At 62.3% G+C, this 13517-nt stretch carries 13 protein-coding genes; 3 read left to right on the top strand and 10 right to left on the bottom strand.

What is annotated here, in order from left to right:
• Positions 1-3: 3 nt before the first annotated feature.
• From Q7U49_RS04715 to ruvA, 7 genes are all read right to left on the bottom strand, one after another.
• The gene (locus tag Q7U49_RS04715) at positions 4-867 is read right to left on the bottom strand and encodes an alpha/beta hydrolase (RefSeq protein ID WP_304762642.1); all 864 of its coding nucleotides are present in this window, start codon (positions 865-867) and stop codon (positions 4-6) included.
• Between the two features lie 25 nt (positions 868-892).
• Entirely contained in the window at positions 893-1603 is a 711-nt protein-coding gene (locus tag Q7U49_RS04710) for an ABC transporter ATP-binding protein (protein WP_304762641.1), read from the bottom strand.
• Entirely contained in the window at positions 1600-2364 is a 765-nt protein-coding gene (locus Q7U49_RS04705; protein ID WP_304762639.1) for an ABC transporter ATP-binding protein, read from the bottom strand. Before Q7U49_RS04705 ends, Q7U49_RS04710 begins: the two co-directional genes overlap by 4 nt.
• The gene (locus tag Q7U49_RS04700) at positions 2361-3323 is read right to left on the bottom strand and encodes a branched-chain amino acid ABC transporter permease (RefSeq protein WP_304762637.1); all 963 of its coding nucleotides are present in this window, start codon (positions 3321-3323) and stop codon (positions 2361-2363) included. The genes Q7U49_RS04705 and Q7U49_RS04700 overlap by 4 nt, the downstream gene beginning before the upstream one ends.
• 1 nt (position 3324) lies before the next feature.
• Entirely contained in the window at positions 3325-4245 is a 921-nt protein-coding gene (locus Q7U49_RS04695; protein ID WP_304762635.1) for a branched-chain amino acid ABC transporter permease, read from the bottom strand.
• Between the two features lie 25 nt (positions 4246-4270).
• A complete protein-coding gene (locus Q7U49_RS04690; RefSeq protein ID WP_304762633.1) occupies positions 4271-5467 on the bottom strand; it encodes an ABC transporter substrate-binding protein in 1197 nt (398 codons plus the stop codon).
• A gap of 77 nt (positions 5468-5544) precedes the next feature.
• On the bottom strand, positions 5545-6117 hold the full coding sequence (gene ruvA / locus Q7U49_RS04685) for a Holliday junction branch migration protein RuvA (RefSeq protein ID WP_304762631.1): 573 nt from the start codon (positions 6115-6117) through the stop codon (positions 5545-5547).
• A gap of 40 nt (positions 6118-6157) precedes the next feature.
• Between ruvA and Q7U49_RS04680 the strand changes: the two genes are divergently transcribed.
• Genes Q7U49_RS04680 through Q7U49_RS04670 form a run of 3 tightly spaced genes read left to right on the top strand, consistent with a single transcriptional unit; the run spans position 6158 to position 8372 of the window.
• On the top strand, positions 6158-7162 hold the full coding sequence (locus tag Q7U49_RS04680; RefSeq protein WP_304762630.1) for a PhoH family protein: 1005 nt from the start codon (positions 6158-6160) through the stop codon (positions 7160-7162).
• Positions 7159-7602 (top strand): rRNA maturation RNase YbeY, encoded by a 444-nt coding sequence (ybeY, locus tag Q7U49_RS04675; RefSeq protein WP_304762627.1) that lies wholly within the window; start codon positions 7159-7161, stop codon positions 7600-7602. The genes Q7U49_RS04680 and ybeY overlap by 4 nt, the downstream gene beginning before the upstream one ends.
• 26 nt (positions 7603-7628) lie before the next feature.
• A complete protein-coding gene (locus Q7U49_RS04670) occupies positions 7629-8372 on the top strand; it encodes a Crp/Fnr family transcriptional regulator (protein ID WP_304762625.1) in 744 nt (247 codons plus the stop codon).
• Between the two features lie 58 nt (positions 8373-8430).
• On the opposite strand, the gene Q7U49_RS04665 is transcribed toward Q7U49_RS04670, so the two are convergent.
• The 3 genes from Q7U49_RS04665 to Q7U49_RS04655 are packed head-to-tail and all read right to left on the bottom strand — an operon-like array spanning position 8431 to position 13396.
• Positions 8431-10383, bottom strand: a complete 1953-nt coding sequence (locus tag Q7U49_RS04665; RefSeq protein WP_304762623.1) for an amylosucrase — start codon at positions 10381-10383, stop codon at positions 8431-8433.
• Positions 10383-11234: an HAD-IIB family hydrolase gene (locus Q7U49_RS04660; protein WP_304762620.1), complete on the bottom strand. Its 852-nt coding sequence runs from the start codon at positions 11232-11234 to the stop codon at positions 10383-10385. Before Q7U49_RS04660 ends, Q7U49_RS04665 begins: the two co-directional genes overlap by 1 nt.
• Positions 11231-13396, bottom strand: coding sequence for an HAD family hydrolase (locus tag Q7U49_RS04655; protein WP_304762617.1), 2166 nt, complete (start codon positions 13394-13396; stop codon positions 11231-11233). Before Q7U49_RS04655 ends, Q7U49_RS04660 begins: the two co-directional genes overlap by 4 nt.
• Positions 13397-13517: the final 121 nt, after the last annotated feature.

The following is a 13517-nucleotide window of genomic DNA, read 5'->3' as shown; positions in this document are numbered from 1 at the left end:
GCACTATAGCGCCAGCCGGGTCGCCAGCCACTGGCTTAAAGAACTGGCGGGGTCTTCAAAGCCGTGGATGCCGATGTAATGGTCGGCGCCGGGCAGCGCGCTGAGCTCGCCGGCATTGCCGGCGTCTTGCCATGCCGCCAAAAAACTGCTGGCCTGGCGCGCAAACTCCGGCGTTTCCTCGCTGCCCCAGTTCACCCAGATCGGCGTTTTGCACGGCCGCACGCCGAACATCGGCGAGTTGCGCCGGATGAGGCCCTCGTCGAGCTGGATCATGGGCTGCAAGTAGCTGTAGCGCAGCGGTGCAATGTCATAGACGCCACTCACCAGCACCGCAGCCGCCAACGGATCTGGTGGCAGTCCGTAGTCCTCGGCCCAGCGCGTTTGCAGGCACATGGCGGTCAAATGGGCGCCAGCCGAATGGCCGCCCAGCGCCAGCCGCGCCGGGTCACCACCATAAGCGGCAATGTGGCGCTGCGTCCAGGCCACGGCCGCACGCACCTGGCGCGTGATTTCATCCAGGCTCACAAAAGGGCACAGGGCGTAATTCACGACCACGGTGGTGATGCCCAGTGACTGCAGGCCCAGCGCCACACAGCTGAATTCCTTGCTGGAAAACGCGCGCCAGTACCCTCCGTGAAGGAACACAAACACCGGCGCGTTGGGCACATCGGCTGGAAAAATGTCGAGCGTCTCGGCCAGCGTGGGGCCGTAAGGCACATCGAGCACACAGCGCAAATTCTGCCGAGCCAGCGCCGACTGCGCGATGTAGTGCTTGGCCGGCACCAAAGGGTCCGGCAGCTTGATGGCAGGGTTGTACTGCGCATCAATTTGGGCCTGGCTTGCAAATTCACGGTAGAGAGTGGTCATTTTTTTAAACTCAACAGGTGGGGAATCACACGCCAATATAACGCTGCCACAGGCCCGGCTCAGCCGCCAGCTGCTCGGAGTCGCCCTGCCACACGACCTGGCCGCGCTCCAGAATGCTGTGGTGATGTGCCAGTTTGATGAGCCGCTGCACGTATTTGTCGATCACCAGAATGGTCTGTCCCCGGTGGCTCAACTGGTGCAGGCATTGCCAGATGTCTTCACGCACCAGCGGCGCCAGGCCCTCGGTGGCTTCGTCCAGGATCAGCAGATACGGGTTGGTCATGAGGGCACGGCCAATCGCCAGCATTTGCTGCTCGCCGCCCGAGAGTTGGTTGCCCATGTGGCGCACTCGCTCGGCCAGGCGCGGGAACAAGTCGAACACCGACTCCAGCGTCCACGGGTCTGCGGCGCTGTTGCGGTTGTCGGCAAACGCCAGCAGGTTTTCCCGGACCGACAGGTTTGGAAAAATCTGCCGGCCCTCGGGCACCAGCGCCAGCCCCATGCGGGCGATGCGGTCGGGCGTCAGACGGTCGATGCGCTCACCAAGAAAACGCACGCTGCCACTGCGCGCCGGGGTCAGCCCCAGAATGGAGCGCACCGTGGTCGTTTTGCCCATGCCGTTGCGCCCCAGCAGGGTGGCCACCTCACCGGGCTGCACGGAAAAACTCACGCCAAACAGCACCTGGCTGGCGCCATAGGCGGTTTGCAGACCCTCCACTTCCAGCAGCGCGCTCATGCCGTGGCTTCCTCGTCGTCGCCCAGGTAGGCCAGCCGCACCTCGGGGTTCTGGCGTATCTCCTGCGGGGTGCCGCAGGCGATGACCCGGCCAGCCACCAGCGTCGAAATTCGGTCCGCCAGCCGGAACACCGCATTCATGTCGTGCTCCACCAGCAGCAGCGTGGTCTCCCCGCGCAGACTTTGCAGCAAGCTCAGCATGCGCTCGGATTCGTCGGGCCCCATGCCGGCCATGGGCTCGTCGAGCAGCAGCAATTTGGGCCGGGTGGCCAGCGCCAGGCCAAGCTCCAGCTGGCGCTGCTCGCCATGCGACAGGGCGCCGCCAAGCCGATGGACGTGCAAACCCAAACCGACCCGTTGGGCCACCTCGGCTGCCAGCGCGTAGCGTTCGGCATCGCGCCGCGCGGGTCGCCAGAAGTTCAGGCTGTGGCCGGCGTGGGCCAACACCGCCAGCGCCAGGTTGTCGAGCACCGACAGTCGATGGAAGATGCTGGTGATCTGGAACGAGCGCGCCAAGCCGTGCGCCACCCGCGCATGCATGGGCATGCGGGTGATGTCCATGCCGTCAAACTCGATGCGCCCGGCGCTGGGCGCCAGGGCGCCGGAAATCAGCTGGATCAGGGTGGTTTTGCCAGCGCCGTTGGGGCCGATCAGCGCATGAATCTCACCGGTGAGCACGCTCAGGCTGGCGTGGTCGGTGGCACGCAGGCCGCCATAGGACTTGACCAGATCGTCGACCTGCAGCAGCGTGCTGTGGCTCATGGCGCTTTCCTTTTCAAGCGCAAGCTCAGCAGGCCGTTGGGTGCCAGCAGCACCACGGCCAGCAGCACGGCGCCCAGACCAAACTGCCAGTGGATGGTGCTGCTGCTCAGGAGTTCTTCGAGCGCCAGAAACACCACGGCGCCAACCAAACCACCATAAAGGTGCCCGACCCCGCCCAAAATCACCATCACCATCAACATGCCGGACTCGCTCCACTGCATCATCGACGGGCTGACAAAACCACCCTGGTGCGCCAGCAGGGCACCGGCCAGGCCGGCCAGGGCACCGGCCAGCACAAAGGCCACCAACTTGAAACGGTACACCGGGAAACCAATGGCCGCCATGCGTGTCTCGTTGTCGCGAATCGCCTGCAGCGCATGGCCAAAACGGGAGTTCAGCAAGCGCTGCACTCCCAGGAAAATCGCCACAAAAAGGGTCAGGACCAGGTAGTAGAAGGTGGCATCCTGGCTCAGGTCCAGGTTGAATCCCAGGTCAAAGCGACCGCTCAGCGACAGGCCATCGTCGCCGCCATAGGTTTTGACCGACACCATCAGGTAGTACAGCATCTGCGCAAAGGCCAGCGTGATCATGATGAAGTAGACGCCCCGGGTGCGCAGACTGATGGCCCCGATCAGCAAGGCAAAAGCGCCCGCGGCGACAAAGGCCAGCGCCAGCGCCAGCCAGGCCGACGCAATACCGTGCTGCATCAAGATCCCCGCCGCATAAGCCCCGACACCGACAAACGCCGCGTGACCAAAACTGACCATGCCGCCAAAACCCAGAATCAGATTGAGGCTGGTGGCCGCCAGCGCAAAAATCAAAAACCGGCTGGCCACGCCGACATAAAACTCCTGGCCCCAGGCGTGCGCCAAGGTGGGCAGCAACACCAGAGCGATCAGCAAACCCAAACCGGTGCGCCAACGCAACGGGTGGTCGAGCAAGCCGGGTTTTGCATCCATCTTAGCCATGGGCAGGAAACAAGCCTTGCGGCTTGAAGAACAGCACGGCAGCCATCAGCACGTAAATCAGGATGGCGGCCACCGCCGGGCCGACGTTGGTGGCCAGCTCCGGCCCCGCGATGCGCTCAAAGACAAAAGGAATCAGCGTGCGCCCGGCGGTATCCACCACGCCCACCAACAGGGCCCCCAGCAGCGCGCCGCGGATCGAGCCGATGCCGCCGATCACGATCACCACAAAGGCCAGAATCAAAATGCGCTCACCCATGCCGACCTGCACCGCCAGCAGCGGCCCAAGCATGCCGCCAGCCAGCGCGCACAAACCCGCGCCCATGGCAAACACCAGGGTAAACAGGCGTCGCACATCGACCCCCATGGCCAGCGCCATCTCCCGGTTCGAAGCACCGGCACGCACCTGCATGCCCAGGCGGGTGCGTGACACCAGCAGGTACAACAAGCCCGCTGCAGCCAAACCCACGGCAATGATGAACAGGCGGTAGGCCGGGTAGCTGAAACCCGCCAGCAACGCCACCGGGCCAGCCAGCGCAGCCGGCGGGTTGAGTTCAATGGGCTGCGACCCCCAGAGCATGCGCACGGCCTCGTTGCTCATCAGCAAAATGGCAAAGGTGCCCAGCACCTGCGACAAATGGTCACGCTGGTACAGGCGGCGCAACACGCTGAGCTCCAGCAGCGCGCCAATGGCCGCCGTTGCGACGATGCCCAGCGCCAGACCCAGCCAGAACGAGCCGCTGGCCAGCGCGATGCTGGCAATCAGGTAGGCCCCGATCATGTAGAGCGAGCCGTGCGCCAGGTTGATCATGTCCATGATGCCGAACACCAGCGTCAGCCCGGCGGCCAGCAAAAAAAGCATCAGGCCGAACTGCAGGCCGTTGAGCGACTGCTCCAGGACCAGAATGGCGGTCATTGCGCGCAGTACACCTCAGCCGGCATCAAAGCGCGGGCATCTTGCATTCGCCCACATAGGCATCGGCGTGGTTTTTGAACACCGTGCTCAGCGTGCGGTTGGTGACGCGGCCCTGGGCGTCCTTGGTGATCACACGCAGGTAGTAGTCCTGGATCGGATAGCCGTTGGTGTTGAACTTGAAGGCGCCACGCACCGAATCAAACTTGGCGGCTGCAATGGCTTTGCGCAGGGCGGCTTTGTCGCTCAAATTGCCTTTGACGTCGCGCACGGCGGCATCCATCAAACGCGCAGCGTCGTAGCCTTGCGACGCGTACAGCGTGGGCAGGCGGCCGTAGTCTTTCTGGAAATCGGCAACAAAGCGTTTGTTGACCGGATTTTGCATGTCGTGCGCCCACTGGGAGCTGTTGAACATGCCCAGCATGGGCTCGCCCACGGCACGAATCACGTCTTCATCGGCCGAGAAACCCGGGCCAAACAGCGTCATGTCCTTGGACAAACCGGCGCCGACAAACTGCTTGATGAAGTTGATGCCCAAGCCGCCCGGCAAAAAGATATAGACCGCATCGGCCCCCGAGGCGCGCATTTTGGAGAGCTCGGCGCCGTAATCCAGCTGACTTAAAGGGGTGTAGGCTTCCGAGGCAATTTGCCCCTTGAAATAACGCTTGAAGCCGGCGAGCGCGTCCTTGCCTGCGGGATAGTCGGGCGCCAGCAGGGCCACCTTTTTAAAGCCCTTGTCCTGCACCGTCTTGCCCACCGCTTCGTGCAGGTTGTCGTTCTGCCAGGCCACGTTGAAAAAATAGGGGTTGCATTGCGCCCCCGCATACTGCGACGGACCCGCGTTGGCGCTGATGTAGAAGGTTTTGGAATCAAAAATCGGCTTGCCGACAGCCAGCATCACGTTGGAAAACACCACGCCGGTCATGAAATCCACTTTATCCTGCTTCACCAGCCGGTCGGCGGTCTGGCGCGCTGCGTCGGGTTTGGCCTGGTCGTCGGCCACGATCACCTCGACCGGCAGCCCACCCAACTTGCCATTGGCGTGCTTGAGCGCCAGGTTGAAGCCGTCGCGAATGTCAATGCCCAAACCCGCACCGGGGCCGGACAAAGTGCTGAGCAGGCCCACCTTGACCTTGTCGGCGGCCTGAACAGGCCCGGTCAGACACAGCAGGGCGGCGGCCACTGTCAAAGTACAGCGCAGGGTTTTAAGACCAATTGTTTTCATCAAAATATCCTATCAGGGGTTGAACCGAACGTGAGACCAAGGGAAATTCAGGCCGCCATTGTCGCGGAGCTTTGAAGCTATTTCGCCAGCGCCTTCAGCGCCAGCTTGATGCCATCACTGACGCCAATGTCCTTGGGCAGGGCTTTCAGCGCGGCAGCGGCCTCCTTGTCGCTGTAGCCCAAGGCCAGCAGGGCCTGCAAAATGTCACCCTGGGCGTCGCTGGCCAGGCTGCTGGGCACGCCAATGTCGGGCCCGAGCTTGCCCTTGAGTTCCAGCAACAGGCGCTCGGCGGTTTTCTTGCCGATGCCGGGCACCTTCATCAGCCGCCCCCCCTCCTGCAAGGTCACGGCTTGTGACAACTCGGTCACACCCATGCCCGACAGCACCGAAAGCGCCGTGCGCGGCCCGACCCCCGAAATCTTGATGAGTTCACGAAACGCGGCGCGTTCGGCCGTGGTGGCAAAGCCGTACAGGATCTGCGCATCTTCGCGCACCACAAAGTGGGTCAACAGCGTCACCTTGACACCCAGTTCAGGCAGGTTGTAGAAGGTGCTCATGGGCACAAATACCTCGTAACCCACGCCGTGGCAGTCGACGATCACCATCGGCGGATTCTTGTCGTCCAGAGTGCCTGTCAATTTACCGATCATTTTGTGCCTATCATCGAGAAGTATTTATGGAATTATCAACGTGATCCTCCGACATATCTTTTCCCCACCCAACAACACCCGCCTGGGCCACCTGTGCGGCCCCATGGACGAGCACCTGCGCACCATTGAGGGCGCGCTGCAGGTCAAAATTGCGCACCGCCACGAACAATTCAAGGTCGACGGCCTCAAGGCCAACGCCAAGCGCGGCATGGAAATGCTGCAGGCGCTGTACGAGATCGCGGCGCGCCCGATCGAACCACGCACCGTGCAACTGATGCTGGCCGGCGACGGCGACCCGCACGGCGCGGAAGGCCCGTCACTCAAGACCAAACGTGCCGACCTGAAACCCCGCTCGCTGAACCAGGCGCATTACCTGGACAGCATCGTCAGCCACGACATCACCTTCGGCATTGGCCCGGCCGGCACCGGCAAGACCTACCTGGCGGTGGCCATGGCGGTCGACGCGCTGCAGCGCAGCACGGTGCAGCGCATTGTGCTGACCCGCCCGGCGGTGGAAGCCGGTGAGCGCCTGGGCTACCTGCCCGGCGACTTGGCGCAAAAAATCGACCCCTACCTGCGCCCACTTTATGACGCGCTTTACGACCTGATGGGCTTCGAGGCGGTGCAAAAAGCCTTTGAGCGCCAGACCATCGAGATCGCGCCGCTGGCCTTCATGCGCGGGCGCACGCTCAACACTGCTTTTGTGATCCTGGACGAGGCGCAAAACACCACGCCCGAACAGATGAAGATGTTTTTGACACGCATCGGTTTTGGCTCCAAGGCCGTGGTCACCGGCGATGTCAGCCAGATCGACCTGCCCAGCACCCAGCTCAGCGGCCTGATTGACGCCGAGCGCGTGCTCAAGGGTGTCGACGGCATTGCCATGTGCCGTCTGACCAGCGCGGACGTGGTGCGGCACCCGCTGGTGGCGCGCATTGTCGACGCCTACGACGCCCCCGGGCGCATCGGCATCCTGCGCCGCGACGACGCCGAGCCGCTCGCCGTCAAACGCCCCGCCCGCAGCCTGAAACGCTCTGACCTATGAACCAACTCACCCTCTCCCTGCAATTCGGCAAGTTTGAAGACGTGGCGCAGCACCGCGCCGCCCTGCCCCGTCACAAAGTCATGCGCTGGCTGCGCGCCGCGCTGCAAGACGACGCCGAGCTCACCGTGCGCATCGTCGATGCCGCTGAGGGCCAGGCCCTCAACCGGGATTACCGCCAGAAAGACTACGCCACCAACGTGCTGACCTTCGACTACACGCAAGAACCGGTCGTCACCGCCGACCTGGTGTTGTGCGCGCCGGTGGTGGCCGCCGAGGCGAAAGAACAGGGCAAAACCCTGGAAGCCCATTACGCCCATCTGCTGGTGCACGGCGCGCTGCACGCGCAGGGCTGGGACCACGATGAAGACGAAGACGCCCAGGTGATGGAGCTGCGCGAGAGCGAGATCATGGCGCGGCTGGGGTTTGACAACCCGTATTGAGTCAGTTTCATTTTTAAGGATCTGCCATGTCCACCAAAAAAACACCTGTGTCCAGCCCACCCAGCCCCAAGCTCAACCAAATCCTGGCCATGCTGCCAGCGGCGGAGTACGAACGCCTGCTGCCCGATTTGCACCTGGTCGAGATGCCGCGCAAATGGACCCTCTCGGAATCGGGCGACCATGTCAATTTTCTGCACTTTCCCACCTCCGGCATCGTGTCGCTGATCTACGACCTGGAAGATGGCTCGTCCAGCGAAGTCGCCCTGGTCGGCAACGAGGGGCTGATCGGTATCTCGATCTACATGGGCGGTGACAGCCTGCCCAGCAGCACCGAGGTGCAAAGCGCTGGCAGTGCCTACCGGCTCAGCCGCAAAGTCATGAAACACGAATTTGCGCTGGGCGGCAAACTGCAACATCTGGCCTTGCTCTACAGCCAGGCGCTGATCTGCCAAACTTCGCAAACCGCTGTGTGCAACCAGCACCACTCGGTGGAGCAACGTTTTTGCCGCTGGCTGTTGATGAGCCTGGACCGCTTGCACAGTGACAAAATGGCCATCACCCAGGAACAGATTTCGCACTTGCTGGGCATCCGCCGCGAAAGCGTCACACAAACCGCTGGCAAACTGCAAAAAGATGGCTTGATTGCGGTGTCGCGCGGCTGCCTCACCGTGGTGGATCGCCCGGGGCTGGAGGCGCGTGTCTGCGAGTGCTACGCGGCCGTCACCGAGGAATGCGAGCGCTTGCTGCCTGCCCCCAAAACAAGTCACTAACCCACCCGCATGGTCCGTGCTTGCGCGCTGCGCAGGGCTTGGGTTTTGGCGTGCGGACTCAGTCGACCAACCAGCAACTGACCAGCGCCGGGATGGTGATCGTGTCGTGGTCAACCGTGATGCGCTCGCCCGAACAAAGCTCTTTCATGGCCTCTTGCTGAAACAAACCATAAGGGCGCAGTGCGCCCAGCGGCAAGCGTTGCGCCACGGTGTTGAAGTTGCTCACCACCAGCACCCGGTTGCGCGCGTTGTGCATGTCCGTGCGCAAAAAAACCAGCAGGTTGGGGTTGTCGACACTCAGCAATTGGCGGTTGTCGAAGTCGGCAAACGCACTCAGCTCCTTGCGCAAGGTGATCATTTTCTTGAGCGCGCTGAAAATGCGCTGCTCCACCGTGCCGGTCTGATGGCGCAAGGCGGCCTTGGTCCAGTCAAAATACGAGCGGTTCACCCAGCGACTGTCATCACACTCTGCGGGATCGGTCAGATAGGCCAGGCTGTTGAGCGTGCCGATGGCATCGCCGTAGTAAAACAAGGCAATACCGCCAAAGGACAGGATCAGGCTGTGCAGCAACAGAATGGTCTTGATGGCCTGATCGACGGCTTGGGGGTCCTGGCTTTCCAGCGCCGCCTCAAGCCCGGCCAGCGAGGCCAGCGAGCCCGAGATACGCGCATCACCGGTCTTGGGATTCTCGCCAAACGGCAGCCCCCGGGCGAACGAACCGGGGAATCTGCCGGTGAAGTAATCGATCAGAAAGCGCCGATGCTGTACCGGATCGTAGCCTGACAGGCGCACGTCATTGTCATCAAAACCCAGGCCGATGTCGTCGTGGCAACGCACATAGTTGAGCCAGGTGGCGCGCTCCAGCTTGACCGGCAAATGCTTGATACCCTGGTTCAGCAACACGGCATTCTTGGTGGCCACCCCGTCCCACAGCAGGGACATGAAGGTGGCGTTGTAGGCAATCTCGCACTCCTTGGCGTTGATGGCGTCTTCACCAAAATACTTGGCCACCTCGCTCGGCGCCACGATGGCCTCGGCAATGAACAGCACACCCGGCGCAGTCACCTGGCAGCAGTCTTTCATCAACTGCAAGAGCAGGTGCGCCTCACGCTCATTCTGGCAAGTGCTGCCAATCTTTTTCCACAAGAACGCCACCGCATCCAGGCGCAAAATGTCCGCGCCTTTGTTGGCCCAGAACAGAATGATGTCGATCATTTCGATCAACACGGCCGGGTTGCGGTAGTTGAGGTCCCACTGGTAGTGGTTGAACACCGTCATGACCCACTTGCCCATGGCCTCGTCCCAGGTGAAATTCCCGGGTGCCGTGGCCGGAAAGACCTCGGGCATGGTCTCCTCGAAGGTGTCGGGCATCTCGCGGTCGTCAAACACGTAGTAGTAGTCCTGGTATTTTTTGTCGCCACTTTGCGCCCGTTGCGCCCAGTCGTGCTCGTTCGAGGTATGGTTGACCACCACGTCGAGCACCAGCAGCATGTCGCGCTTCTTTAACGTGGCAGCCAGCGCTTCCACGTCCTCGGTGCTGCCGTAGCGGGGGTCCACCTTGAAGAAATCCCTGATGGCGTAGCCGCCGTCGGCATGGACTGGCGGGCAATCCAGGATCGGCATGATGTGCAGCATGTTGATGCCCAGATCCTGCAGGTAGGGCAGCCTGGTGCGCAGGCCCTTCAGGTCATCGGCAAAGCGGTCGCAATACAGCGCCATGCCAACCCATTTCTGGCTCAGGAACCAGTTGTAGTCGCGCTCCCGCGTCAGGTCTGACTTGCGCAAGGCCGGGCTGCGCTCCATGTAGCGCACCGCCAGCGTCTCGACCAGGCTGACCATCTGCGCCTTGAAATCCGGCCGGTCACCGTAAAGCAGATGAAACAGGGAATGGATGGCATAAAAATTGGCGCCCAGCCGGGTGTAAAAATGGCGCAGCCGAAAGTTGCCGATCTCGGGCTTGAGCTCCCGCAGGATGTCGTTCAACACCGCATGTGACGCTTGTTCGTACATCAGTGGTCTCCCAAAAATTTCTGTTGTTGCGCGCGTAACCAGGCGTCCAGCGCCGGGTGGTAATGGGCCACGCCCTCCAGAATACCCGCACTGTAGTTGCCATTCATGCCCAGGTAGCCGCCTTGCGCCAGATACAGGGTGCCAGGCTTGGCGGCAGCCGCCTGACTTTTGACCTGCGGGTCGGCATTGGCCACCAGCACGGCGGGGAGGCTGCTGAGCAGCACCTCCAGATCGTTGCCGCTGTCACCTGCAAAAATGACGTCACCCTCCTTCAACCCGGTTTGTTGCAGCAGGAATCGGATGGCCTGCAGCTTGTTGGCACTGGCGGGCAAGACATCGAGCAAACCCAGCCCGGCGGGTTCATCGATGCTCCAGATCAGGTTCGCCTGAATCTGCGCTTCTTTCAGGCGGACGTCCACCTCGCGCAACAGGCTGTGCGCGTCTTCTGTCAATGCCACGTGGTAGCTGAGCTTGTGGCGGTTCTGCTGCGCCGGGGGCTGCAACTGCAGCGCCGGAAAAACAGCCAGCAGGGCCACCAGATCAGCATGCGTCAGGTCGCGCCAGTCCGGGGCCATCTGCGCACGCCATGCCACGTCTTCCGACCAGCCAGCGGGCGAGACCTGGTAGATCGTCGAACCCACATCGGCGATGGCAAAAGCAGGTTGCGGCAGGTCGAACTCACGCATCGCCTGCGCCATCAGTGCCTGGTGCCGACCGCTCACGTAGGCCAGCGTCACGTCCTCGCGGCGCACCAGTTGCCGAAACAGCGCCAGCGCGCCGGGTGCGGCGTGTTGCGCACCGTTGGGGATCAGGGTGCGGTCCAGGTCGGTGCACAGCAGCAGGCGCCTCATGCGGCGGCTCCGGCCTTGGACTCGTCGGCAAAAAACTGGTAATGCGTCATGGCCTCCAGAATGCCGGCCGCGTAAGCCTGCCTGGAAAAATAGATTTTTTCGATGTTGGCCAGGTCCGCCAACTCCGCCAGGTGGCGGTTGTCCACCACCACGCCCAGGGTGTTACCGCGCAACATGTCGGCGTCGGCACCGGTGACGCCCGCCACCAGTGTCTTTTCCAGCGCAAAACCAAACTGCTCGGCGCACCAGCGCAGGGCCAGCCCCTTGGAGGCGCGCTGCGGCAGCACGTCAAGAAATTGTCCGAACGAGAAAATCACATTCACCGCCTGTTCGTTGCGCAGCAGGAGTTGCCGGATGTCGTTGGCGCTGGTCACGCGGGTGTCAATGAAATAGCTCAGCTTGAACGCGCTTTGGTGGCTTTGCGGCTGCAGCGTCAGCCCCGGCACGTCCTCGAGCAGCTCGCGCACCGCCTGGCGATGCCACAGGTGGTCGATATGGCGCGCCCAGACCGCGTCCTCGGTCAGGTGGGGGGCGTAATGGATTTGCGTGCCCTGCCCGGTGATCAGCACATCGGGCTGGGGAATGTTGTAGCGCTTCAGGGTGCTCAGCGCATCGTCCAGACTGCGCCCGGTGGCTATGCCGAAGATGATGGCCTTGCGGTGCGCGTGCATGGTGTGCATGAAGGGCGCGAGCGAAGCCGTGTCGCCAATCAGGTTCAGGTCCAGGGTGGTGAAAATCGCCTGCTCACGGAACGTGCCCGGGCGCCGGCGCAAGGCCATGCGAGTCACCGGCTCGGATTTTTCCACCAAGGGCCGCACCACCGCCAGGTAGCTCTCCACATGCGCCGACCACGCGTAAAACTGGCGCACGCCGGCCATGCCCTTGCGGGCCAAACGCCGCCAGGCCGTCTTGTCGCTCAGGGTCTGCAGCAGCGTGGCCGCCATCGCCACCTTGTCAAGCGGGTTGATCAGATGGCCGTTCTGGCAATTGCGAATGATGTCGCTCGGGCCGCCGTCCTCGGTGGCCACAATCGGCAGGCCGCAGGCCGCCGCCTCGATCAAGGTCAGGCCAAAGGGCTCGGTCAGCGCCGGGTTGACAAAAACACCGCGCGAGGTGGCAGCCAGCCGGTAGAGCACTGCCACCTCTTCCTGTTTGTGGTGCTTGGGGTAGGCCACCTTGCCGTACAAATCGTACTTGTCGATGGCCAGCAGGATGTCGGTCCACACGGTTTTGGCGACGCTCTCCAGCTCCTGAATGTCGTCGCGGTTGCCGGCCACGAGGACCAGGTTGGCGGCTTGCTGCAAGGCCGGCGACTCTCCGTAGGCTGCAATCAAGGTCAACAGGTTCTTTTTGGGGTCTGGCCGGGCCAGCGCCAGAATCATCGGCTTGTTGGGCTGCGCCAACTGCCTGTCAAGTGCCAGCGCAATCGGGCTCTTTTTTTCATCACCCTGGGGCGGGAAGAATTGCGTCAGGTCGGTGCCCGGCGGGATGACCCGCATGCGCTCAGGCTGGTAGAAGTCGTACAGGCCGTACTGCTGCTCAATTTCCTGCTGGGTGCTGGTGATCACGCGGTCGGCCGCGCCCAGCGTGGTTTCTTCGGCCTCGATGCGGCGCGAGATGCAGTAGGTGGCTTCGATCTCGCTGCGCTTGATGCCGCTGGCCAGCAACTGCTGGCGTTTATTGCGGCCCAGCGAATGCCCGGTATGCACCAGCGGAATACCCAACTGGTGCGACAGGCGCGAGCCCACGTAGCCGGCATCGGCGTAATGGCTGTGCAACACGTCCGGCATGCGCGGCTGGCTCTTGAGGTAGGCCAGCACATTGTCGGAAAAGTTCTCCAGCGTGTCCCACAGCATTTCCTTGCGCAGGTACTTGTCTTCACCGCAGGCAATGCGCACGATGCTGGCTTTGTCGGACAGCGGCTCAAACACTTCGGCATAGTCGGGACTCACCTGACTGTCGACCACGCGCCGCGTCAGCAGCACCACCCGTTCAACGTCGCCGCGTTCACCCAGCGCGCGCGTCAGCTCCACCACGTACTTGGTCTGGCCGCCGGTGTCGGCATCGCGCCCGAGCTCCAGGTCGTGCCCCCGGATCAAGCCGTGAACGCTGATCAGTACGATGTACAAAGGTTTTTTTGCCGCCAAGCTTCGCTTTTTCATGGCACGACTCCTGCAAGATGCGCTGGCAACAATTCAATCACCAAACAGGGCATCCAAAAAATTACATTTTAACAAATATATTTTCAACGGGATGCCAGCCTGAAACAGGCCGCTGGCGGGC

This window comes from Rhodoferax sp., from assembly GCF_030653815.1.
GTDB lineage: Bacteria > Pseudomonadota > Gammaproteobacteria > Burkholderiales > Burkholderiaceae_C > Rhodoferax.
Note: the sequence above shows the minus strand (reverse complement) of the source record. Positions and strands in the feature narration are given on the sequence as shown.

Bases quoted from the DNA above. Each gene is read 5' to 3' on its own strand.
- Q7U49_RS04670 (WP_304762625.1), top strand. From the start codon at position 7,629: ATGTCCACCAAAAAAACACCTGTGTCCAGCCCACCCAGCCCCAAGCTC.
- Q7U49_RS04665 (WP_304762623.1), bottom strand. From the start codon at position 10,383: ATGTACGAACAAGCGTCACATGCGGTGTTGAACGACATCCTGCGGGAG.
- Q7U49_RS04715 (WP_304762642.1), bottom strand. From the start codon at position 867: ATGACCACTCTCTACCGTGAATTTGCAAGCCAGGCCCAAATTGATGCG.
- Q7U49_RS04660 (WP_304762620.1), bottom strand. From the start codon at position 11,234: ATGAGGCGCCTGCTGCTGTGCACCGACCTGGACCGCACCCTGATCCCC.
- Q7U49_RS04710 (WP_304762641.1), bottom strand. From the start codon at position 1,603: ATGAGCGCGCTGCTGGAAGTGGAGGGTCTGCAAACCGCCTATGGCGCC.
- Q7U49_RS04700 (WP_304762637.1), bottom strand. From the start codon at position 3,323: ATGGATGCAAAACCCGGCTTGCTCGACCACCCGTTGCGTTGGCGCACC.
- Q7U49_RS04655 (WP_304762617.1), bottom strand. From the start codon at position 13,396: ATGAAAAAGCGAAGCTTGGCGGCAAAAAAACCTTTGTACATCGTACTG.
- ybeY (WP_304762627.1), top strand. From the start codon at position 7,159: ATGAACCAACTCACCCTCTCCCTGCAATTCGGCAAGTTTGAAGACGTG.
- Q7U49_RS04695 (WP_304762635.1), bottom strand. From the start codon at position 4,245: ATGACCGCCATTCTGGTCCTGGAGCAGTCGCTCAACGGCCTGCAGTTC.
- Q7U49_RS04705 (WP_304762639.1), bottom strand. From the start codon at position 2,364: ATGAGCCACAGCACGCTGCTGCAGGTCGACGATCTGGTCAAGTCCTAT.
- ruvA (WP_304762631.1), bottom strand. From the start codon at position 6,117: ATGATCGGTAAATTGACAGGCACTCTGGACGACAAGAATCCGCCGATG.
- Q7U49_RS04690 (WP_304762633.1), bottom strand. From the start codon at position 5,467: ATGAAAACAATTGGTCTTAAAACCCTGCGCTGTACTTTGACAGTGGCC.